Source organism: Streptomyces sp. NBC_01142, from assembly GCF_026341125.1.
Classification (GTDB): Bacteria; Actinomycetota; Actinomycetes; order Streptomycetales; family Streptomycetaceae; genus Streptomyces.
On record NZ_JAPEOR010000007.1, the window covers coordinates 45935 to 69126 of the forward strand.

General features: G+C 67.9%; 13 protein-coding genes. 1 reads left to right on the forward strand and 12 read right to left on the reverse strand.

The window, feature by feature from the left end; all coding sequences use genetic code 11:
- Positions 1–9: 9 nt before the first annotated feature.
- Entirely contained in the window at positions 10–369 is a 360-nt protein-coding gene (locus OG883_RS45220) for a hypothetical protein (protein WP_266554584.1), read from the forward strand.
- A gap of 17 nt (positions 370–386) precedes the next feature.
- Here OG883_RS45220 and OG883_RS45225 read toward each other — a convergent pair whose 3' ends face one another.
- From OG883_RS45225 to OG883_RS45280, 12 genes are all read right to left on the reverse strand, one after another.
- Positions 387–602, reverse strand: a complete 216-nt coding sequence (locus tag OG883_RS45225) for a hypothetical protein (protein WP_266554586.1) — start codon at positions 600–602, stop codon at positions 387–389.
- Positions 603–882: 280 nt separating this feature from the next.
- Positions 883–1758, reverse strand: a complete 876-nt coding sequence (locus OG883_RS45230) for a serine peptidase (protein WP_266554588.1) — start codon at positions 1756–1758, stop codon at positions 883–885.
- Positions 1755–4046: a WD40 repeat domain-containing protein gene (locus OG883_RS45235; protein ID WP_266554590.1), complete on the reverse strand. Its 2292-nt coding sequence runs from the start codon at positions 4044–4046 to the stop codon at positions 1755–1757. The genes OG883_RS45230 and OG883_RS45235 overlap by 4 nt, the downstream gene beginning before the upstream one ends.
- Positions 4043–6112: an ATP-binding protein gene (locus OG883_RS45240; RefSeq protein ID WP_266554592.1), complete on the reverse strand. Its 2070-nt coding sequence runs from the start codon at positions 6110–6112 to the stop codon at positions 4043–4045. The genes OG883_RS45235 and OG883_RS45240 overlap by 4 nt, the downstream gene beginning before the upstream one ends.
- A 284-nt stretch (positions 6113–6396) precedes the next feature.
- Positions 6397–7080, reverse strand: coding sequence for a DISARM system phospholipase D-like protein DrmC (gene drmC / locus OG883_RS45245; RefSeq protein ID WP_266554594.1), 684 nt, complete (start codon positions 7078–7080; stop codon positions 6397–6399).
- 78 nt (positions 7081–7158) lie between these two features.
- Positions 7159–9018: a DUF1998 domain-containing protein gene (gene drmB / locus OG883_RS45250; protein ID WP_266554596.1), complete on the reverse strand. Its 1860-nt coding sequence runs from the start codon at positions 9016–9018 to the stop codon at positions 7159–7161.
- On the reverse strand, positions 9015–12593 hold the full coding sequence (gene drmA / locus OG883_RS45255) for a DISARM system helicase DrmA (RefSeq protein ID WP_266554597.1): 3579 nt from the start codon (positions 12591–12593) through the stop codon (positions 9015–9017). Before drmA ends, drmB begins: the two co-directional genes overlap by 4 nt.
- 64 nt (positions 12594–12657) lie before the next feature.
- The gene (locus tag OG883_RS45260) at positions 12658–16764 is read right to left on the reverse strand and encodes a type IIL restriction-modification enzyme MmeI (RefSeq protein WP_266554599.1); all 4107 of its coding nucleotides are present in this window, start codon (positions 16762–16764) and stop codon (positions 12658–12660) included.
- A complete protein-coding gene (drmD, locus tag OG883_RS45265; RefSeq protein ID WP_266554617.1) occupies positions 16761–19949 on the reverse strand; it encodes a DISARM system SNF2-like helicase DrmD in 3189 nt (1062 codons plus the stop codon). Before drmD ends, OG883_RS45260 begins: the two co-directional genes overlap by 4 nt.
- 1079 nt (positions 19950–21028) lie before the next feature.
- The gene (locus tag OG883_RS45270) at positions 21029–21637 is read right to left on the reverse strand and encodes a hypothetical protein (RefSeq protein WP_266554601.1); all 609 of its coding nucleotides are present in this window, start codon (positions 21635–21637) and stop codon (positions 21029–21031) included.
- A 40-nt stretch (positions 21638–21677) separates the two neighbouring features.
- Positions 21678–22106 (reverse strand): hypothetical protein, encoded by a 429-nt coding sequence (locus tag OG883_RS45275; RefSeq protein ID WP_266554603.1) that lies wholly within the window; start codon positions 22104–22106, stop codon positions 21678–21680.
- Positions 22103–23122, reverse strand: a complete 1020-nt coding sequence (locus OG883_RS45280; protein ID WP_266554605.1) for a hypothetical protein — start codon at positions 23120–23122, stop codon at positions 22103–22105. The genes OG883_RS45275 and OG883_RS45280 overlap by 4 nt, the downstream gene beginning before the upstream one ends.
- Positions 23123–23192 lie beyond the last annotated feature (70 nt).

The following is a 23192-nucleotide window of genomic DNA, read 5'->3' on the forward strand; positions in this document are numbered from 1 at the left end:
AGAGCACTGATGGACTACTGGCTGGATGTAAAGACCGCTGAGCCCGCCGACCTCAACTCTGCCATCAAGGCGGACGCTGAGGCGGCCCATGCACGAGACGCACCGGTCTCAGACGACGGAGTAGGCCTGCGCAATGAGCCGTCGGACAAGCCGCGAGGAGCAGTCGACCTGTTGTCGCTCCTGCTGACGGTACCGGTCGGGGTCGCCGTTGAGGTGGCCGCCGACCAGATCAAGGGGTACCTCCGCCGAAAGGACGGGGACCATCGGATCAGGGAAGCAACCATCCGCTGGACGGAGGAGACCCTTGACGCCGACGGAAATGTGACGACGGACGAAAGAGAGCAGCGGGTCGAACTCGACGAATCTTGACGCGGGGGTCCCTCTCCTCAAGGAGAAGGAAGTACGAGCGAACGTGCCCAGTCGCGCAGGAATATCACGCAGAGGTTCATTCGCGCTGGTTCAATGCCCGTGGTCAGCTCGCGGTTGGCGGCCCGGGACGCCTCCAATTCGGCATCGCGGTCCTGCACGGCGAACTCGACCTGATTGGGTACCTGGTTCAAACCCATCCGCACGGGCCTGGACGCTGTCGGCACCGTCGCCACGGACCGGACCGTAGTTCGTCAGCGGTGAATCGACCGCGCCGTACCGCAATACACCGGCACCTCCCCCCGGATCACCGAATGGGCCTGCGCACACGGCGACTTCCACGCCAGCAACATCACCACCAAGGGCGTTCATCCTCGACGGGGAAAACTCCGGTCTCGTCCCCTGCGGCTGGGGTCAAGCGCCAAGTTGGCTACTGCAGCACCTCGTGCGGCAAGTGCTCAATGCGCGCCGGCGTCGAGTTGGCGCCTGCTGCCTTGCCACCTCAGTCCCGCACCGTCAAGCGCCCAGGTAGGGGCCCAGGGTTGCTGCGGTGGCTGCGCAGGAGAGGTAGTTCTTGGCGTGGTGGAATCCATAGCTTGTGTGGATGGAGTCGGTGAGGTCCAAGGTGATGCCGGTGAACGCGCGGGCGAGGCGTGGGGGGATGGCTACGGGATCCCCGGGGTCAGCGATGTTGACCCAGCGGGTGACACCGGCAGGGCGGGCGCCGAGCGGTGCGGACGGACCGGTGGGACGGGGGAGGAGCCGGTGAAAAACGGCGTGGGGCAGGGCAAGCGGAGAGCCGAGGGTGAGCAGCAGTTCAACGTCGAGTTCGGGATGCGCGTGGAGGGCCTCGTAGGTGACAACGGTGCCCAGGGAGTGGGCAATGACCACACGGGGGCGATGCTCAGCTATCCGAGCAGCCACCTCTTCGCGGGCAGCCACGCGGACCTGATCGTCATCAGCGCGGAGGTAGGTTGCGACTTCGCGGAAGAACAACCGGACGAACAGCTGGGTGAGCCGGCCATCCAGGCTGAACTTCTCCGCCACCCATGAGGCGGCATACCGCAGGGGTAGCGTCAAAGCGCCTTGAGAAACGGGTTGGGGAGCGCCCAGTTCGTCTAGCCACGCTGCCATCAATTCCTTGGCCAGTGGGTCGCTCAGTTCCTCGGCGTCGGCCGCTCCCTGCACGGTGGGGCCGGCGTTGAGGAGCGGAGCGTAGTAGGCGAATTCGAGGTTGAAGCGATTCGCAGGCAATTGCAGCCCGTTGGCGAGATGCTGCGCCCACAGGGCGCTTTGATTCGTGCGGACTTGATCGGCTGTGGCCTGAGGGACGTGGTTCCCCACACCGTGGACGGCGACAATGCGGAGGGGCTGGGACGCGGGGCTGTTCATGACTCTCTCCCAAGGACGGGTGCCAAAGTGAGGGCGATGACCTCGTGGCCCATGCCCACCACGGCAATCCCGTCCGGCGTCATCGTTGCGCAGACTGGCTTGTGGGGAAGGTGCAGAGCCATAAGGCAGGAAGCCGCAGCCAGGTCCCAGACGCGGAGGGTGTGGTCGTGGCTGCCGGTGATGGCGATGGGTCGGTCGTCGATTTGTGCGGTGGCCACGGCGACTACCGCACCCTTGTGGCCGGTGAGGGGCTGACTGATTGGCTGGCCGGTGGCCAGGTCCCAGACGCGGAGAGTGTGGTCGTCGCTGCCGGTGATGGCGATGGGCCGGTCGTCGATCTGTGCGGCTGCTACGGCGCGTACTCCTTCAGCGTGGCCGGTGAGGATGGCGGTGGTGCGGCTGGTGACCAGGTCCCAGACGCGGGCGGTGTGGTCGTGGCTGCCGGTGATGGCGATGGGTCGGTCGTCGATTTGTGCGGTGGCCACGGCGACTACCGCACCCTTGTGGCCGGTGAGGGGCTGACTGATTGGCTGGCCGGTGGCCAGGTCCCAGACGCGGAGAGTGTGGTCGTCGCTGCCGGTGATGGCGATGGGCTGGCCGTCCACCTGTGTGGTTGTCACCGCGCGCACCCAGTCGGTTAGGCCTGTGCGAAGTTCTCCGATCGGCTCACCGGTGGCAAGCTCCCAGATACGCCCGGAATGATCATCTCCAGCGGTGATGGCGATGGGCTGGCCGTCGATCTGTGCAGTGGCCACGGCGAGTACCGCCTTGGTGTGGCCGGTGAGGGTGCCGATGGTCTGGCCGCTCGCAAGGTCCCACACGCGCACGGTGTGGTCGTCGCTGCCGGTGATGGCGATGGGCTGGCCGTCCACGTGCGCGGTCGCCACGGCGCGTACCCGGCTGGTGTGGCTGGGGAGGACGGCGGTGGTTTGCCCAGAGGCCAGATCCCAGGTTCGAACTGTGCGATCGCTGCTGGCGGTGACAGCGACTGGGTGGCCGTTCACCTGTGTGGTTGCCACCGCATTCACATCGTCGGTATGGCCCGTGAGGGGATCGCCGATCGGCTGATCTGTCGTGAGGTCCCACAGCACCAAGGTGCGATCGTTGCCGGTGGTGACAGCGACCGGTTCGTCGTCTATCGAAGTGACCGCCACCGCCCGGACCCAGTCGGTGTGGCCGGTGAGGGGATCGCCGATCGGCTGACCGGTGGTCAGGTCCCACACGCGGATGGCATGGTCGTTGCTGGTGGTGATGGCGACCAGACTGCCGTTTACCTGTGCGGTTGCTACTGCGTTCACCCAGCCGTTGTGGCCGGTGAGGGTGACGGTGGGTTGGCCGGTGGTGAGGTCCCACACGCGCACCGTGTGGTCGTCGCTGCCGGTGACGACGATGGGACGGTCATCCATCTCCGCGGTTGCTACTGCGTTCACCCAGCCGTTGTGGCCGGTGAGGGTGACGGTGGGTTGGCCGGTGGTGAGGTCCCACACGCGCACCGTGTGGTCGTCGCTGCTGCTGATAGCAACGGGTGTGCCAGCTACTTGTGTGGCTGCCACGGCACGTACCCAGTCGGTGTGGCCGGTGAGGATGGCGGTGGTGCGACTGGTGGTGAGGTCCCAGACGCGGACGGTGGTGTCGTCGCTGCCGGTGATGGCGATGGGGCTGCCGTTCATCTGGGTGGTGGCTACCGCGTTCACCGTATCGGTGTGGCCGGTGAGGATGGCGGTGGTGCGACTGGTGGTGAGGTCCCAGACGCGGACGGTGGTGTCGTCGCTGCCGGTGATGGCGATGGGGCTGCCGTTCATCTGGGTGGTGGCTACCGCATTCACCGTATCGGTGTGGCCGATGAGGACGGCGGTGTTTGATGCCGATACCTGCGAGCCGGTTGCCCACAACGGGCGCCAGCCGGCGCCACGGGCAAGGTCCGCAGCGAGCTCTCGGGCCTGGAAACGGGCGGCGTTCAGGATGAGGATGTGCTGGCGCTCCTGGGGAGCAAGCGTACGGAGGAGCGAGTAGGACGTGCGATAGACCGCGGCGCTGAGCCGCTCGCTTCGGGTAGTTGCCTTGCGAAGAATGGCACTGACGGTGTCGGGCTCCGCATTGATAAGAAAGGCAGGATCTTGGAGCAGTTCTCCAGCCCTGCCGGCATGGATGGCGTGTTGGGCCGCATGGCGCAGCACGTATGGGTCGGCTACCTGCCAGGCGCGACTGCCGTCTTCAGCTTTCGGAATGGACTCAAGGAGCCGTTCGTAAACGGTTGCGGCGAAGGGCTGCGGTGCGGCAGTGCTCATCCGGTTTGCTCCTGCCCTTGGCGGCTGTAGGGTCCGGCCCGAAGCCGTTCTGCGAGTCCTTCGTGGAAGAGCCGGTACAAAGTGGTGCCGTCGACGTCGATGTCGCGGCGCAGGTAGAAGCGGGCTTGCTCAAGGGCTTCGCGGAGGCTGTCGGTCGGTAGGGGGCCGCCACTGGATTCACGTTGCATGAAGGCGGGGGCAACGTGGGCGAGGGCTCGTTCCGGTATACCGCGGCCTTCCGCGTAGGCGAGGGCCGCCAGGACAGGGCGTAGGTGTGGTTGGTCACCGCGGCCGACGAGATCAAGTTCGAGGAGCTCCGCCAGGTCCACAGGGGCTGCAAGCCCGAGTTCTCGGGCGAGTGCCGGGTTGCACTCGGTGGGCAGGGAGAGAACGTGACGCACGTAGAGGCCTGCAGCCAGGAACTCTCCCCACGCCAGCGGCTCGGCCTCACCGGCAGCATCCTGGGATGGAGCGTTGACACCTGTCAGACGTGTTGCGATGCCTTCAGCAAGAGCCCTTGCGGCCTCTCCAGCCTCCGCTGCTGCGTAGGAGGTGTCGATCGCAAGCAGGGCCCCCACGTACTCCTGCAGCGACTCGTAGAGGTCGTGTGGCTGGACATGGTTGAGGTCGAGCCAGCCTCCGGAGGCGTCAGCAAACTGTGTCAGGGTGGCGAAGCGCCGATCCGAGCGGGTTCCCACAAGCAGCCGTATCCGGGGAGAGTCCTTGAGGGCCTCACGGACCAGCGGTAGCAACAGGGCTTGAGTAACGTCCTCGGGTCTTTCAGCCTCATCGAGGGCATCAATCACCACGGTGTAGGGGGCGTCAGAAGCCGATTGCGCGAGCTCGAGCAGACTTTGCGCGTCCCAGCCGTCAGCGGGGCGGTCCTTCTCGGCTGCTCCCATCTGGCGGGCGAGGGAGTCGCTGACCTGCGTAAGGTCACGGCGTCGGGCATGGACCACAGCAAGCCGCTCGTTACGGCCCGGCTTGGCCGGCAGGGAGTGCCACAGATTTTGCGTGGCGCCGCGCAAGGTTGGATGGGCCGCGCAGACAAGAACACCCAAAAGCGCCGATTTGCCCACTCCGGGTTTGCCGGTCAGGAGACGAAAACCGGACCCTTGGCCGTTGAACCACGCGGTCAACGCCCGGACTTCCGCGTCTCTTCCGCGGAAATACCCCTGACCTGAGTCGCCGCGGTCCAAAGGTTCCGCACTGGCGCCACGAAGCATGAAGTGCCGCGCGTCGAAGGCCTCGTCGAGCATGGAGGCGATGCCAGCATCGACTTCCGGCAACAGGCTCTCCTGCCTGGTATAGCCGGGATTGGGGAAAAACGGCAGGTGATCGATGCGAGCCGTGAACGGCACGCGACTGACGTCCACCTGCTGAGCGAAGCCCTCCGTTTCGCTGAGCTTCGCCACTTCTCGGGCGATCTCGTGCGCGACAGTCGGCAGCGGAATGTGCTGGTATGACGAGTCCACTGCCAAAGTGCCGTCGAGGTAGTGCCCTAGAACCATGGCCGTGGCGCGGCTCAGCCGGTAGCCGAATGCTTTGTCTTCGCGCCCGGAGGCGGCGATCACCCAGGCACGGCGCTCACCGACCTGCATCTGCTGCTGCCAAGACAGTGTCGCAGCGGCACCGGAGTTGCACAGATCGAGAATGAACAGCGTCCGGGGCCGCGGCTTGTCGGGGTGTGATTCGATCAGGCTGATCCACGAGGAGACCGGGTCGTCGAGGTTTGTTCCATCGCTCGCTACGACGTGTAGTTCCCGTTCGCCGGTCTCGGCCAGCCTGCCGTGCGCAACAATGTGAACCACGAGCGCCTGCGTGCTGGTGGACCGGACAGCATTGCGGACTTTCTCACTAAGGTCTGTGGTCTCATCGGGCCGCCACGTCTCGGTGTAGCCGAACCTGACGAGCGCCTCGGACACCGACGCGGCGCGTGCGGGCGCCTGGTCCAGCGGATCCAGTGCACCCAGCGCAGGTACGCCATCCTCGCGCTGTGCAGTCACGGACAAGCCCACAGACAGCGCTACCCGTTCCGCGCTGTCGCGGCCAACACCGTTGTCCATGCACCGTCCTTCTAGCTCTCCGACTTCGAGGGTATTCATCGGCCGTCTCATCGGCAGGCCTAACCAGAAATGCCCTCGGCACTGCATGATCACAGATAAGGCGAGGCCCTGGGCCAGTTCCCATCTGGTGAGGCACCCTGGGTGTCTGTCATTCGCTGATCCGGGACCGGTCATGGCCAAGTCACGGTCTTTGCGGCCTGCTTCGCCTGGCTGGTCCTGCTCTCCTGCGGGCAGGTAGAAGGAGCCATGAGATGCAAAGACAGGGATAAGGCCCGGGATCTCCCTCAAGCAGAGGTCTGTTGCCCCCCTGATGCTGTGAGGATCCCGGTCTCGCGGAGAGAGTCGAGATGTCGGGCGATGGCACTGGCGTGTGCGGGGTCGCGCAGGAGGATGCCGCACTCAAGGTTCTTCTCGAAGGCGTAGCTGGTGAGGTTGGCGCTGCCGATGAGGGCTGTTTGACGGTCCACCACGATGATCTTGGCGTGTAGTGAGGCGCCGCTTTCGCGGTACTGGACCGGCCAGCTCAGCCGAGTGGCGGGCAGGTCGAAGAAGCCGGTGCGCCCTTGGAACTTGGGGTTGTCCGCCTGCTGCTCCAGCAGGAGCGTCACCTCGACACCGCGGGCGGCAGCTGCGGTGAGAGCGGTACTGAGCGATTTTGGAGGGTAGCTGGCGTAGCTGACCAGCAGGATCTCCCTCTTCGCGGAGTCGACTAGTTCGCCGACGACGGCGGAGGTCAGACGGGAGGTCTGGATGCTGGAGGCCGGCCCTGTCCACACGACATCCACGCGGTGCCCAACTAGCTGTCTACGTCTGGCCTGCGCGGCGCCGAGCAGCAGGCCTGCGGCGTAGGGGCCTTCGGTGTCGCCGGGCAGGTAGGAGCGGAGCCTGCGGCAGGCAGCGCGGACGGCTATACCGGCGACCTGAGCCTCCAGCGCCCGCAGACCCCTTCGACCCCGTCCGGCAGGCATGCGCGAGCTGCCTGGCGTCGTCGTACGGGAGCCGCTCGGCGAGTTCGGCAGCGAGGTCCTCGAGTGATCCGGGTGGTGTCATAGCTGGAAGGCCAGGCCATCACGGGTGATGTCGACGAGGAACGCCCGATCCAGCCACCTGTTGTTGGTCTCGCAGCTGGTTTCCGACGCGAACAGGCAGGCATGGCAGGCTGCAGAGTGCAGCGTGTCGGATGGGAACTCGGGGACGTGTTCGGCGCAGAGCGGGTCGCTGGAGCAGCGGCTGGCGTCCTCGAATGCCTGGTCCAGCAGTCGCTTGAGGTAGCGGGCGCTGCCGAGGGCGACCAAGCCGCCGAGGGTGCCTTCGCTGTCGCTGGCGGCGGTGGAGAGCAGGACGCCGGCGGCCGGCTTGGTTGGGCGCCCGATGTACAGCCGTTCGCGGATGCTGGATGAGGAGTAGCCGCATTCCAGAGCGACCTGGCGCATCAGCAGGTGGCTGAAGGTGTGCAGGAGGACGAACCGGGCGATGGGGAATCCGGGCACGTACGGCTGGTCCCGGTTCTGGCACCACCGCTGGTGGGCGGCTTGCAAGGCGATGAGCCGGGGGTGGTTGGCGACCTTGCCTACCCAGCGGGACACAGCGTCCTCACGCAGCTGCAGGAAGATCCCTTCGCCGCGCTGCTCGACTGCTGGGACCCACTGGGTGGCTCCGCGCGAGAGGGAGACGCGGTTGTGGGGGATGAGGTCGCGGCGGTCAGGGGCGGCGATGCGGGTGAACGCGACGAGGGCCTGTACCTCGCGGAGCCGGGTGACCTGGACGACCTGCTCAAGCAAGTCGTCGTAGCCGACGGGGGTGGCGGTCGGGGTGGCTCGGAAGTCGGCGTCCTGCCGCGTGGTGGTGGGCTTGGCGAGCAGTCGCCACTCGTCCTCCAGCAGGTCGCCGGAGGTTTCTTCGGGCTGCGGGCCACCGGCCGCGCGGATCTTCTCGATAAGGGCCCACAGTTCGTCGGACGGCACGGAACGCAGGTTCCTCAGGTCGTTCATGCCATCGACCATCATCTGCATGAACTCCTGGGAAGGCGCCGGGCCGAAGACCTTCCAGTGGGCCCTGACCAGGTCCTCCACGGACTCCGCTTGCGGCAGATGCAGGGCGCTCGCCGTAACGCTGAACCACAGGTTGGACGCGCCGAGGACCATCAGGCGCAAGGGGGAGCCGCACGCCTCAAACCGCTGCTGGTGGGGGTGGCGTCCGCGGCAGAGAGGGAGCTTTTCGTGCCCGGTCTTGCCGGCGGCCTCTTGGAGGCTGCGCGAGGCACCGCACTCGGCGCACCTCACGGTCACCTGCGGCCCGAGCGTGCTGGCACTGTCGAGCATGACGAGTTTGGCGCCACCGCACGGCTGGGTGGCATTGACGTGGACAAACTCGACGTATGGGAAGTCGTCAAGGTGCCCGTTGTCGCAGGCGACGATGAAGCGGGCCGGCACGCAGGCGCGCTTGTTGACCTCGCGAGTGGTCGTCTGCCTCTGGCACTGGCTGTGCACCCACTTGGCGAGGTCGGGCCGACGCCCGTAGCGGTGCACGAGATCGAACTGGCCGGGCGGGTCGAGCGGACCGAGGCGGTGGCAGCGAGGGCAGCGCACCCACCCGGGGAACGGGGTCACAGGTACCCCGACCCGGGTGTAGGGGTCGTCGGTTTCGGACGGGTCCCAGGGGGCCTTGCGCAGTGCCCGGACCTGCTGACCGAGGACCCGCTGGACCTCGGCCAGCAGCCGTGGCTCCTGGATAGTCTCCTGCCGCTCCGGGCTCCAGGCGTCCAGACTGCGCACGATGACGCTCATGGTGGGCAGGTCGACAATCGAGCCGACACCGGCGGTGGTGACCAGGTGACTGGGGCGAACCTGGCCGATCCGGCTGGGATTACGCCGTCCGGTCGGGACGGCGCCAGCATTCAGTTTCACGTGGAGCCTCCCTTGGGCGGGCGGTCGTAGTGCCAAGCAGGCGCGGAATCGAGACTGCCGTCCCGCCGGTCAAGCTGCAGGACGATTTCCGGTTCGACCTCGCGCAGGCTCATCGGCGCGGACCACAGGTCCCAGCCCTCCTCGTCGGGGCTGCGCAGCAGCCCGGAGACGTCGGCGGCTTCCTCGTAGCCGAGGCGCCCGGCCTTGAGGGCGGTGCGCTTCTTGGCCCAGGAGTCGAGCCGGTACTGTGCGGCCTGGCGGACAGTGGCGGCCTGCGGGGCGTCGTGCAGCACCTTGGCGGCGCGCTGTTCCAGGGCGTTGAGAAGTTCGGTTACCGCAGTCCCGGAGAGCGGAACGTTGTTTGCTGCGATGTTCGGCAGGGATGCGTACGAGGAGTGGCGGACGGCGGCGGCCAGTATGCCGCTGAGCCCGCGGTCCAGGGCTCGGTCGCTGAACGGCGTGGTCGTCAGGCCTTCGACGCGCATGCCGAAGGTGGCGTGGTCGTAGCCGAAGGACTCGTAGTGGGCGAGGTCCCGGGGGCGGCTCCACTGGTAGAGGGTGACGACCAGGCCGGGCCGCCGGGGATCGCGTCCCACCCGGGAGGTCGCCTGGATGTACTCGGCGCTGTTCTTGGGCTGTCCGGTGACGACCATCAGGCCGAGGCGGGGTACGTCGACGCCGACCTGCAGCATGCTGGTGGCGAGCAGCACGTCGAGCGGCTGGGCGCGGCCGGCGAGTTTGGCGCGGGCCTCGGCGGCGTTGCGGCGGAACTCCTCCAGTGCGTCGGAGGAGTCGAAGCGCGGGTCGAAGGTCCGCTCCAGCTCGGCGAGGGTGCTGCCGATGCGGCTGCTGGGCATGCGGCTGGTCAGTTCGGCGACGTTGGGGCGTCGGCGGCGGGTGCGGACCTGTCGGCTCGCGAGGCGGTCGGCGACGTCGTCGTCCACCAGCCTCTTCATGCCGGCGAGTTCGCGGGTGGAGGTGAAGTAGTCGACCACCGTGAGGTAGGGGTCGGCGGCGGCGCCGTAGCGGTCGAACAGTGTCTGACCGTGCTCCAGCAGGGCGGTGACGAGGCGGATCTCGATCGACTTCAGCCGCTCGCCGGTCGCGCACACGCCCCGGTAGCGGCGGCTCGGCGTGTCCGGCCCTGGGGTCACCGAACGAGAGAAGAACGTGTCCCCCGCATCCAGCAGCTGAGGCGGGAAGATGGTCAGGCCGCGCGCGAAGACCTGCTCGACCTGGTCCCGGGCCCGGCGCACCGTCGCGGTGGAGGCAACCAGCACGGGCCGCACCGGCACACCGCCGACCGGGCGACTGCACAACCGGTCCACCACCGTCTCGTACAGGCCGACCAGGCTGCCCAACGCGTCACTGATCAGGTGCAGCTCGTCCTGGATCACCAGGTCTGGAGGCCGTAGCCGCATCGCGGGCTGCGGCGAGGCTGCGGGCAGCCCGCCCGCAGCCGGGTGCCTACTCTTGCAGAACTCCCGGAACGTCGGCGTGCGCCATCCGTGCCGCTCGCACTTGCTGTCCACGAGGCCGAACAGCGGCGCCACCGCGTCCTTCCACGGCAGCTGGGCGAGCTTGTCAACAGTACTGATCACCAGCGACGGGGTCAGCCGGTAGATCTCCTCATCGACCGTCAGCACCGGCAGGCCTTCGCCGTTCGAGCCCCGTTCGGTGTAAAGGCAGTCGCCCTCCGGGTCACTGCAGAACACCCGGACCCGGCGCTTAAGATCGTCGGTCTTCAGACTGGTGCCGGTCAGCTTCGACCCGCACCAGGGGCAGGCGACGAGCTGCAGCGGGCCGCCCAGCGCATTCTCGCGGTCCTGGGCATCCTCGACTTGCCGCTTGGCCTCCCCATAGCTGTTCGGCGTGACAGCGCTGCCCACCCACAGCCCGACACGGAACGGCGTCGTGCCCCAGCGACCATCCCCGGCCGCCAGACGTTCCTGCCGCAGCCACTCACACGCACACACCAGGGCCGCCGCCCGCTGAAACTGCTGAGCCGTCAGCAGCCTCAGGGTGTAGCGCATCAGGACGGCGACGCCGTTCGTGCCGTCACGCGCCTCATCACCTTGCCCCACGATGCCCTGGAGACGACGGATGGCGAAGGTGTACGCAGTCAGCCCCAGGTACGCCTCGGTCTTGCCACCGCCGGTGGGGAAGAACAGCAACTGCACCTCGCCGTCGTCCACCGAGCGGTACGCATCCCGGTGCCCCGGATCGGTCAGCCCCGGCAGGCACAACAGGACAAACGCCAACTGGAACGGGCGCCAGCTGCGGTTGGCCGGCACGTCCTTCTCGCGCAGCAACCCGCCCAGCGACAGCTCCGGCGCGTTCAGTCGGGCGCGCACCACTTCGCCGCGCACACGCTGCAACGCCATCGCCTGGTTGGCGAAACGGAATGCCTCCCGCGCGATGCCATCGTCCCGCAACAGATCGATCGCGCGATCCAACCGGTCCGCTATTTCCTCCGCTCGGGTAAACGCCGGCCGGGCCGCAGCGGCATACCCCCCAATCTCCGGATCGTCATCGATGCGGCGCTCCTGCTCCGCCAGCCACGACCGATACCCGGTGACCAGCGGCCGCAGCGCACGAACCAGATCATCACGGGCCAGCTCAGCACTCCCCAGCCGGGCCATGTCCAGCACCAGACCCGGCATACCGGAGGTGTCACCCGGCACAGTGAGGCGCACATCCGCAGCAGGGAAACACGTCGTACGCAGCCGCCAAGCCCTCACCTCGCCCGAATGCACCTCCGCGTCCACCGCACACTGCCGTCCGTGGGCATAGCTTCGCTGCGCACGGTGCAGCAGAGCGAGGTGTAGCCGCTCGGGGTCGCTGCTGGAGGGGCGATCGCCGAGCTGTGGATCGTTGTGGCCGAGGAAGACGGAGACGGTGCCGTCCACTGCGGTGACGGTCAGATGGACCTGGTAGAGACGCGCGGTGTCCCCCATCGAGGCGGGCAGCCTCTGGGAGTTGACCAGGGAGACGTCCACGATCCGGCGCGCGCCTCGGTGGCGCACCACCGTCCGGAGCATCACTTCGGGCTGGTCGGCATCCGGGGCGACGGGTTCGAGCTCGGCGTCGGCGTCGAGGGGGACGGTGACCGTCCCGCCCGCCGGGCGGCGCTTCCAGACCCTGCGGGGCTTGCCCTGCTCGGTCAGGTGCACCTCGGACGGCGCCCGTTCGTAGCGGCCCCACTCGGCGACCACCTTGACGGCGTCGACATCGGAGGGCACCGCGAAGGACAGCCCGAGAGCAGAGGCCGCCATCGAACCGGACCGGACGGCGGCAGGCGCCTCGGGGGCGTCGTCATCGTCCACCGACTCCACGACCTCACGGTCTACCAGGCTTGGATCGTCCTGGCCCCGGGCGTCCTCCGAATCTTCGGAGGACGCATCGCGGGTCACCAGCCGGCCCAGCACATACCGCTCGGCCGGGCTGCTGCCCGGCGGCAGCTCCTCCTCCGGGCCGTCCCATGGCCCGTGCAGGTCACGCTCGAGAAGGCTCTCCAGCTCTTCACGGATCTCGTACGAAGTCCGCTCTGCAGCCGGGCCCGTGCCTGAGGTCACCGCGACACTCCTCCACTGTCGATCAGCCCGACGTTAGCCTCTCGCACCGACAGCCCTGGGCAGCTCACGCCCCACCCTCCAGCGCCGCGCGCCGGTGGTTCTCCTCCAACAGCAGGTCCAGCAAATCGAATCGGGCCTCCTTGCTGACCGTCCAGCGCATGCCGATCTTCGTTGGGTGATGCCCGATCCCCAGGTCCAGATCCGACCAGCCATACGCCGCCAGCACCGCCGCATCGATCTCGGCATGCAGCTCCCGCAGAGCCTGCACCTGCGGGTCGCGGTCGTCGGGGTCATGGACGTGGTTGTACGTCGTCGTCAGACCCCAACCACGGCCCAGCATCAGCTCACGACGCTCCGCGTCGAGCCGCTGGCCAAGGCGCTCCATCTCCGGAGTGGAGTCGGGACGGGGGAGGGTCAGGAAGACGTCAGAGGGGGTATAGCGGACGTCGCGCCGAATTGTGGAGCCATAGCGGATGGCCCAGATGGTGTGGGCACTCGACGACAAGAAAGCCAGACTCGCGAAGTCCTCCAGCGCAAAGACTACGGTGGCATCGGAAAAGACCATGTCAGTCTCGACCCGCACGGGTAGCACTGCGTTGCTATGCCTCGACAGCGCCAACACGTGGTGGCGCTTCCGAATCTCCTCGTACAGTTCCGGTGCCCGTTCGGCAAAGATCCACCAGCGCTCCCGGCGTGCTGCCCGCTTGTTGCGATCGCGTTCGGGTTTGACGAGGCGATGGACGATGTCGATCGCATCCGGGTACTGCTCGGCCCGTTCGAGGGGCCAGTCGCGGAAGTTGATGACCCATCTGCTGGCTGAGCAGTCAGGCCGCTGGTTGAGGTCCTTGCCGATGACGAAGGGAGCGAGTACCTCGGCATTGCGTGGATCTTGGCGGATCAGCTCGTCCGCCTGCCGGATTTCGAGCGTGAACCCCAAGCCGAGGACGTACGACCCGATAAACGCGCGCCTGTCGTTCTCTGCGAGCCGTCGGGGACGCCCGCTCACGCGGCCGACGGGTTCCAAATCGCCGCCGATCGCTGGGACCTCCTCGCCGTCCAGCCACGGAAGGCTCGTGCCAGACAGCGGGGCTTGGCTGCCCCAGATGTTGACGATCTCCAGGTTGGCGCTGCTGCTCGGCCAGGGGTGGCTTCTCTGCCCTCGCCGGAGCGTCATCCCCCTTTCTGTGGCCTGGGTGAGTCCGACCTCCAAGGTGTCACCTTGCACGAGGGTGTTGGTGGTGATGTAGCCGAGCTGGCCGCGCGCGGCGAGCAAGCGCTGCGCCCGTAGGACGAAGCGGGCTGCGAGGTCCGCGCTGCCCTTTGTGCCACCGCCGTCCCAGCGCTGGAGCCAGGCCAGGTACTCCTTGCCCATACTCCCGGTAATTTTCTGGCCGCCCAGAAACGGCGGGTTGCCGATCACCGCATCGAACCCCGGGGTCGGTGTGTCGGCGAAGACCTCCGGGAACGCGAGTGGCCAGTGCAACGGTTCGCGCGGGCTGGTGGCCTCGGGCCGTCCGGCCTGCAGATCTGCGGCCACGGTTTTCGCCAAAGCTTCCTGGTCCCTGTCCTGGCTCAGCGCCCAGGACAGTTGCAGGAACCGCTTGTCGACTTCCTTCGACCGGGCAGCTGCTGCGAGCAGGCCGGTGGCCGTGACCGCGTCGGCGACCAGCCGCAACTGGCTGCTGTTTTCTTCCGCCTCGGCAAGGAGCCGGACCTTGTGCTCAACGTCGCGGATGGTGACGACGGGCGCGGCGGTGATCCGCCGCCGCAGGTCGGCGGCGCGCTGGAGCAGTGGCCGGACCCCTGCGGTCAGGTCCAGGACCATCCCCTGGTGCAGCTTTCGTCCCGCGACGGGGTCAACGTGCAGCGCCTCCAGCTGGTCGGTGCTTCCGAGCCCGAGGAGGCTGTCGCCCGCTTTGAGCCGGTCGTCGAGGAACCCGAAGGGCCGTTCCCGGTCCATGGTGACCAGCCACAGCGACAGTTTCGCCATTTCGACAGCAAGTGGGTTTATGTCGACGCCGTACAGGCAGTGCTCGGCGATCAGGCGGCGTGCCTCGACCTGTACCTGTTCGATTTCGGCGTCCGAGGACAGCTTGTGCCCGGCCCGTCGGCGTACGGCCTCCAGTGCGTCGCGGCGTCCTTCGGTTTCCCAAGCTTCGACGAGCCTGTCGGCGAGGTAGCGGCAGGCGGCGGTGAGGAAGGCCCCGGAACCCATGGCGATGTCGGCGACCTTGAGTTCCAGGATCGCGGAGGAGGGCCGGAGCTGCCAGGTGCTGCGGTCGGCGGTCTCCAGCGGGCCGGGCCGGTAGACGAGGGGTTCGAGGGTGTTGCCGGCCACGTCCTCGGCCAGGGAGCGGGGGGTGTAGTGGGTTCCGCTGGCCGCGCGCCTGGTGCTCGGTGCGACGAAGCGTCCGCCGGGCAAGGTAACGGCCGGCAGGCCGCGCTCGTCGTAGCGCAGGACGGCGGCGAACGGGTTGATCGCTTCGGCGAGTTCGAGATCACCGCCCACAGCGCGCAGCACGGCTTGCCGTCGCTCCTGTTCCCCGGGGGCGGCGAGGGCGGTCACGAGGCGGGCTTTCGTCCAGCCGGTGCGGGCTGACGCCCACTCTGCGAGGCTCGGGCCGCGGTCGAGTCCGGCGAGGATGCGTGTTGCGTCGGTCAGTGCGACCTCGCTGTCGACCTTGGTGGCGCGGGGCCACTTCGGGGGGCGGATCATGCCGAGCGTGACGTCCTCGGCGGTGCGGACCTCGAGTTCGAGTAGGCCCTCGTAGACGTAGCCGATCTGTTCGACATCGAGGGCGCGGAAGCTCAGCCGGCGGCGCTCTCCGCCAGCCTCGACGTACTGGACGGCGCGGAGCATCCGCAGCACGGTGCGGTCGTCGACGGCGGGTACCCGGCTGCCGGGGTCAGTCACGGTGTCGCGGCGTCCCTCCAGCCAGGGGAAGCGGTCGGGGTGGAACATGCTGCCGCCGTAGGCGGGCATGCGCAGGTCCTCGTGGGCGACGCCTTGGTGGACGGCGCGAGCGACAGCGAGCAGGCGGTGCCAGGCGCCGGTGCGGTGTTCCAGGGCCTGCTCGCCCAGCAGGCTGGCCTGGGATTCGAGCTGGTCGACGAGGCGGCTGACGCTGTAGGCGGAGACGTAGAGGGCATCGTCGCTGGGCAGCAGGCGACGTTCCTCGGCGAAGAGCAGGAAAATTACCCGCATCATCACGGTGACGACGCCAGCGTAGAACTCGTCGTCATCCACGTCGGCGAGCAGGGTCCGTCCGCCGTCGGCATCAAGGCGGTCGATGGTGCCAACGAGCATCTCGACGGCGTCGCGGACCTGTCGGCCGAGGGTTTCGGTCACCTCCTCCTGCCGCAGCAGGCTCTCTTGGAGCAGTGCGGGCAGGGTGTCGGCCTGAGCGACGGCGAGGAAGCGGGAGCGCTGCAGCAGGGCGACGAAGGCGCGCAGGGTGTCGGGTTCTGTGCTCCACAGGCTGGCGTCCCACACGGCACAGCCGGTGGTGCCGCCGCGGGGGGCCCATACAAGGGCCCACCAGCGGCCGTCGGTGGTCAGGCCGATGGGTACGTCCCGGGCCCGCAGAAGAACCGCGAGGCGTTCCACCGCGCTCGCGGTCCAGCCGCCCTGAGCGGTGCGGGTGAGCGGGTGGAGGCCCCACGGGGACAGCATGCCGAACAGCCGCCAGGGCCCCTGGGCCTCCGTCTCCTCTGCGCTGCTGTCCTCTTCGTCCTCGTCATCCGCCGAGTTGGGGTCACCGTCCGGGTCGGCGGCGGCACCGTCCTCGTCGTTCTCGACGAAGAATGCGAAGTCCGCGCGCACGGTGAGGCCGTGCTCCTGGATCGGTTCGGCGAGGGAGTCGGGGATGGCGTTGCCCTCGACAAGGCGGTGCTGCCAGTCCAGGACGTCGTGCAGGACGGTCGTCACCAGTCGGCGCCGGTCGGCGCCAGCGTTCTCCAGGACCTCCTCGATGGCCAGCCGCAGCTGTGCCCGGTCGCTCGCGGGGACGACCGGGAGCCCGTTGGGGAAGACCCGGTGCACTACGGGAAGGGTCAGGAACGGGCCCGAGGTCTGCAGGAGTTCGAGCCAGGAGTGGCGGCGGCGGATATCTTCGTTGATGCCGCCCGGGCGGCGGCCGGCGCCTCGGGTGTCAGGGCGTGCGGCGCTCATCGGGCCTCCTCCACTTCGGGGACAATGAGGGCAACGGCGAACGGGAAGACCAGCTCGCGCACGTCGCCGTACCGTGCCTCAGTGGCGGTGAGCTCCCGTTCCCGCTCCTCGTCGAGTGAGGCCAGACGGTCTTCCCACGCCCTGCGGTTGTGGTCGAGCTGCCTGCGCTCTTCTACCTCGAGATCGTCCAGGCTCAGCTGGGTCGGCTCTGGTCCCTCCAGGGCGTCTGTGAGCGTGATGCGGAGTTGATCGAAGATCGCGTGGATCCGCCGGGTCTCGTCCGCGGCACGGCTCTGCAGGTTCCTGCTCATGCTGGCCAGACGCTCAGCGGCGCGGACACGCACGTCCTCTGCCAGACGCGGCATCAGCATTTCCCACTGACCGGCCAGGGTCGACCTGGCCTCAGGTGGTGCCGGGCGACACGCGTCAGGCTCCAGCGCCCGCTCCACCGCGTCTCTCAGGTCAGCGTACCGGGGCTGCTCCAGCTCCAGACGGCGTGAGCGCCCCGAGGCGGGGATCTCCCGGCCCGTCAGGACGACCTCCTCGTGCAGCCGGGTGCCGTCCCTGCCCACGACCACCAGGCGCGAGAAGACCGCCACCAACAGTCCGTCGATGCGAGCCTGCTCAGGCAGCACAGCGCTGACCGCGGCCACCCGGTTGAGCGAGGTCCGCCCACCCCAGACCGCGCTGCGCAGCAGGCGCACGCTCTGGGCGACGAGGGGATGTTCGAGGTGGGCGAGGACGACATCGTCGCGGTCACCCACAACGGCCTGGTCGAAGGAGAGCGGACGCATGACGCCGCTGAGCGGGTCGGCCAGGCCCAGCACGGTGCGCTCCCAGCCAGCGTGCAGCACAGGTGGGGCGACCTCGCCGTTGCCGCGATCGGCCAGCGGCGGCTGGTCGGCCAGATCCAGCGCAGTGTCCACGACCCGGCGGACGTTGTGCGGCCCGATGTGCAGCCGCTCCACGCTCTGTTCCAGCTGGAGCCGCAACCGGCGCGCCTGTTCGCGCAGGTCGTGCTCGCCTTTGAGGGCCACGGCAGACGGGCTCGGGGCCACCGCCAGCGGGTCGACCAGGACAGGCCGACCCAGCATCCGGGACTCAATCGCGTGTGCTAGCACCGGGTTGACGCTGCCCAAGTCCTTGCGCTCGGTCGCGACCTTCACTGCGACGCGGCTGAGGAACTCCAGGTCGGCCTCGTAGGAGTTCACCTGTGCCTGCTGCCAGCCGGCGCCGACGAAGTGCACCACCTCGACCTCGTGGCGCTGACCGCGCCGGTCCACGCGGCCGATGCGCTGCTCGAGCCGGTTGGGGTTGAACGGGACGTCATAGTGGATGACCCGGTGGCAGTGCCGCTGCAGGTCGATACCCTCGCTGGCAGTGTCCGTGGCCAGCAGGATGCGGACTTTGTCGCGCCGCGGGTCCGCCTGGAAAGCCGCCTTGAGGTGCTCGCGCTTGGCCGTGTCCATACCTCCGTAGAGCAGACCCGTCCGCTCGCCGCCCAGCCCGCGGGAGTTCAGCAGCTCTGAGAGCCACCGCTGGGTGTCGCGGTACTCGGTGAAGACGATGACCCGCTTGTCATTCCACTCGCCACCGGGCCGGCAGATCGCCTCAAGCTCGGCCACCAGCGCGTTCGCCTTGCTGTCGGAGTGCTCCCCGTGGCGCTCCGCCCAGGCAAGCATCTCCTCCAACAGGTCCGCGTCCTGCGGGTCAGCGCCGGCACCGACCTCGGCAGCGCGGCTCACGAGGTCGTGCAGGTGCTCATCAAGTGAACCCTGCACACTGGCGGACCCGGCCGCAGACGCCTCCGGGCTTTCCTCGGGCACGTCCTCGATCTCGTCGTCCCAGCCCAGGGCCTCGTCCAGCCAGGCGGGCAGCTCTGCGTCCAGGCCGCTGCCGCCCGCCTTATTGGTGCTCGCCGCATGGGTGGCCAGCGTGCGCGCGAACGCGGCCGGGGAGGAGAACAGCCGCTTCTTCAGCAACAGCGTGACCAGGTCGTTCGCGCGCACCGCAGTCGCACCAGGGGTACGGCGACGCCGGTCGGCGTACGCCTCCAGCAAAGCGTGGATCCTCCGCTCATCCGCGGTGTATGTCACCTCGACGGCACGGTGCGTCCGGGCCGGGAACACCGGCTCTCCCTCGGCGTCCAGCACGTTGCTCTTCAGCCGCCGGACCATGACCTGCTCGAGCATCTGCTCGTCGGGCTCCGTACCCGGCGTAAATCGCTGCGGGTCCAACATCGCCAGTAGCGCCCACCAGGACTCGCTGTAGCCATTGTGCGGCGTCGCGCTCAGGAACAGGCGGTGCTGGCTGTGCTCGCCGAGTCGCCGCACGGCCCGGGTCTGCAGGCTGTCCACGGCGTAGCCGCGGCCGCGTGGGGGCGCAGGCGGGGCGCAGTGGTGCGCCTCGTCCACGATCAGCAAGTCGAAAAACCCAGGGTGGCGGGTCTCGGGCGTGAGGACCTCGTCCAGCAGCCGCTGCACGCGAGGTGTGCGCAGCCACGGCAGGCTGATGATCGCCCGAGGATGGACCGTGAACGGGTTGGCCTCCAGGCCATGCGTGCGGCGCAGCTCACGCAGCGCCGCCGCGTCGAGGATGACGAAGTCCAGGCCGAACTTCTCCGCCATCTCCTCGCGCCATTTCAAGGTCAGCGGCGCTGGGCACACCACCAGCACCCGGCGAGCGCGGTGGCGCAGCAGCAGCTCCTGGACGATCAGGCCAGCTTCGATGGTCTTGCCCAGACCGACGTCGTCGGCGATCAGCAGATTCACCCGGGGCATCGTCAGGGCCCTGGCGACGGGCTCGAGTTGATACTCCTCGATGGTGATGCCGGACCGGAACGGGGACTGCAGAGTTCGGGTATCCGCGCTGGCGACGGTGCCCCAACGCACCGCGTCCAGGAACGCGCCGAGGCGCTGCGGGTCGTCCCAGCCAGCCTCCGTCACCGCGGGGAGCTGGGTTGCGGGAACGACCTCGCGGCCCGGTTCGACTTCCCACACCAGGGTGAGCTCTTCCCCCAGGTTGTCATCGCTGACGCTGTTCAGCGTCACAAGCGTGCGTCCAGGCGGCGTCGTGGCCGCCAACTGGTCCTCGGGCTGACGGCTGCGGTCCAGCTGTGACACCACCCACTGCTGCCCACGCACCCGGACCAACTGACCGACCTCGAGCGCGTCCGGCGATGACATCACCACAGATTTGTCCCCTTCTTGGCAGAGCCCGATCCTATGGTCTGGGCTTGCTCGGCTGCCCCTTGCCTGCCGGATCAGTACGGCTGCACCACGACGTCCTGCCCCCCGCGGAGCGGGACGGCGGGGCATCCGCCGGTGTGCGTGTGGTGGACGATGCGCGGTGGTATACCGCACAGGAGCAGCACGTTCCAAAGCGGCTGCAGACAGGGGAAACGCTGACGCTCGGTAGCCCGGGACGGCTACCCTCCGTTGTACCCCAGGCGGCCCACGATGCTTCCTTGCAGCCGCGCTCCGCCGCACGGCCGCCGAGAGGGGACCGGGTTCCGGTCAGTCGTCGTTGCTTCTGCTGATCCGCTCGCGGAGGAGCAGCCCATGGCGTTCCGTCTTGTACCCGACAGCTTTGAGAGCTGAGGCGCCCTTCTTTTCCAGGCTCGGCGATGCCTTGCCAGCATCCTCGACAGCCTTGCGCAAGGCAGTACGGACACCGGGAGAAACAGACTTAATGAGGCGTGGAACCGTGATCAAGCCAGAGATACGCGCTGCTCGCCCGAGTGACACCGAGGCGATCGTGAAATCCTCGCCCGCAAATGGGACATCCCCAACTGCACAGTCGAGGACTGGCTCAGCGAAAGCGGCAGAGGGAAAGATTGCCGGGTACTGCTCGCGTGTCTGGACGGCCTTCCCTGTGCAGTGGCCGTAGCTGTGGACTTCAGACCGCGGCCGAATGCATCAGCGCAGCAAGATCGGAGAACGGTACGCCGACGCGGAAATCGCGTACCAGGTGGTCCACTCCGCGATGGAGGGCAAAGGAATCGGTCGGGCCCTTCAGGACCGGCCTACTCAGGGAACTGGAGAGCCAGGAGCACACCCTGGCGATCCTGCACGTCGAAAAGAAGGAGATCGACGCCGGTCGCGGATCCGAGGGCTTCTGGACGAAATGCGGATGGACTAACCAAGGAGATGACCCGGACTCCGATGAAACGATCTTGATGTCTATTGTCCTGCCTCGGGCCCGAACGCTGACCAAGCCGCATAGCTGACGTTGCGAAGGGCAGTTGCGGCGCCGACCGGGTCGGCTAGCGACCCCACCAGGGGGTGAGGGCGTCCAGATGAGTCCGGACAGCGTCGAGGTAGGCCTGCTCGTACGGTTTCAGCGGGCTCAGGTCGATCACGGTGGGCGGGATGTTCATGGCATCGTCGGAAGTGATGGCGGGCGCCTTCCACGCATCGTGCATGGCGCGGCCCGATGTCTGGCGCATGTGCTGAAGCAGCTCTGCGTACGCCTTCCCGACGGCCGGGGCTTCGACTTCCGTCCAGGCCTGGTGGTAGGCGAGTTTGGTCTGGATCTCCCGCAGGGTCTCGGACAGCCGTATGCGTTCTTCAGCGGTCTGGTCTTGGCGGCGTCGGCGTATGGCGTAGGGAAGTTGGTTGTAGGCGCTGTAGGTGGCGAAGGCCTCGGCGAAGGCCGTGGACAACCGGTTCCGTTCCTCCTCCCTGGACTTGCGCCGGGCCTGCCAGATGTTGATGGCGGCCGCAATCAGCGCGGCCAGGAAGACTCCGGACAGGACGGTGGCAGTCAGGACTCCTGCCCCGCTGCCTTGCTCGGGGACGGGCGCCGCAGGCGGGCTGGTCGTCGCGGCGGTACTGGGGGCAGGGGAGGGAACCGCGGTCGGGGTGAGGAGCATGCGGCCTCCGAGTTCGTTCGGCGGGTCTGCTCACCGTGGTTCAGTGGGGTGCCTCCGGTCCCGGCCACTCGTCCGTGCACCGCCACCATTCTTCGCGTAGCAGGTGCGCTACGACCAGCCCCAGCAGTGCGGCGGGACCGTTCATGAATGTCCAACGCTGCTCGGCGGGGTCGTAGGGATACCACATGCACAGCGAGCCGTCCCGGTAGCGGTGCGGGGAATCCGACGGTCCGTCGGTGAACACCTGCGGTACCTCAGGGGCCCCGCGCCCGAACACGATGGTGATCGTCTGCGGAGGGAGGTCTTCAAGCTTTAGATCCACCCGGAGCGCGAAGCCGCCACGGTGACGCCGGGGCGGCCGCACGGCCTGAACTTGCTGTCCGTAGGCGGCGAGCTGCCGCTGGAAGAGGATGCGCGGGGCCGGCCTGGTGTACCAGGCAGGCTGCCGCCAGGCCGGCCTGCGCTTCACTGTGTGCTGTCCTCGTCTCCGTAGGCACGCGTGCCTGGGATGGCGGCAGCCGGGCCCGCGAGGCCCACCATGCCGATCGAGAGGGGGACGGCGTCCCGCATCGGGGCGATCTTGCCCGCAAGCCCCGGAGGTGACGCAAGGTAGCTGCGGTAGACCTTGGACAGCGCCTTCAGGACGGTGTCCAGGTCGTCGTCGTGCTCGAGAGCCTCGGCCAGCCCGTCAGCGGCGCCGCGCAGTCGCCTTTCTGCCCTGGAGCGAGAGACGAGCAGGCGTACGTTCGGCGACACACCGGCGGGATCGTAGGTGGCTGCTCCGGAGCTCACGCGGGCCGCAGCACAGCTGAACACTGTGCTCAGCGCGGTGGCCATTCCCACGCCAGGGTTGATGAACTCCCAGGCCCACACAGTGAGGTTGTGGGACGAGAAGCCTGGCTCGGCCCACTGCTTGTTCCACGCCTTCAGTAGTCGCACCACGCGCCGCCGGGTCCGCTTGACTGACTCGCTGCCCGATGTGAACAGGTCGACGTGCTTTTCGGGATCGGACGCCTCCCATGTGTTGGTCTCCAGGTTCGGGATCCACAGCCCCGAGGCCTCTCTTCTGGTCAGCGCCACGACCAGGTCCACCGTCGGGTCCTGTTCGTTCACCGGCTGGGCGAAGGAGAGCTTGGGGCCCCGCTTGGAGGTGCCACAACGGGCCCCCGGGTACAGCTTGCGGACTTCCGGACCGAGCAGAGCGCACAGCTCGGTGGTGATCCGAGACGGTGTCTCGCCATCACCGTCCGGGCCGAGTTCGGGATAGAAGCGACGGTTGAGGACGACGCCGCCGTCGCCGTCGCTGACCGGGTGGATGAAGGTGTGCTGGGCCAGCGACCCGCTGGCGTAGGTCCGCCGTGCACCAGGGAACCTGTCGGCGATGGAACGGACGAGGCCTAGCCTGCGGCGTGCTTCTTCGAGCGGTTCAGGCTGGGCGTCGATCTGGCCGCGGATGTCGTTGAGGATGTCGTCGGTGTGCCCCATGAGAGGTGCTCCCGTTCGCTGTTGCGGGCGCCTGGCGCCCGGATCGCTGCCTGGCTCACCAGGCGAAGCC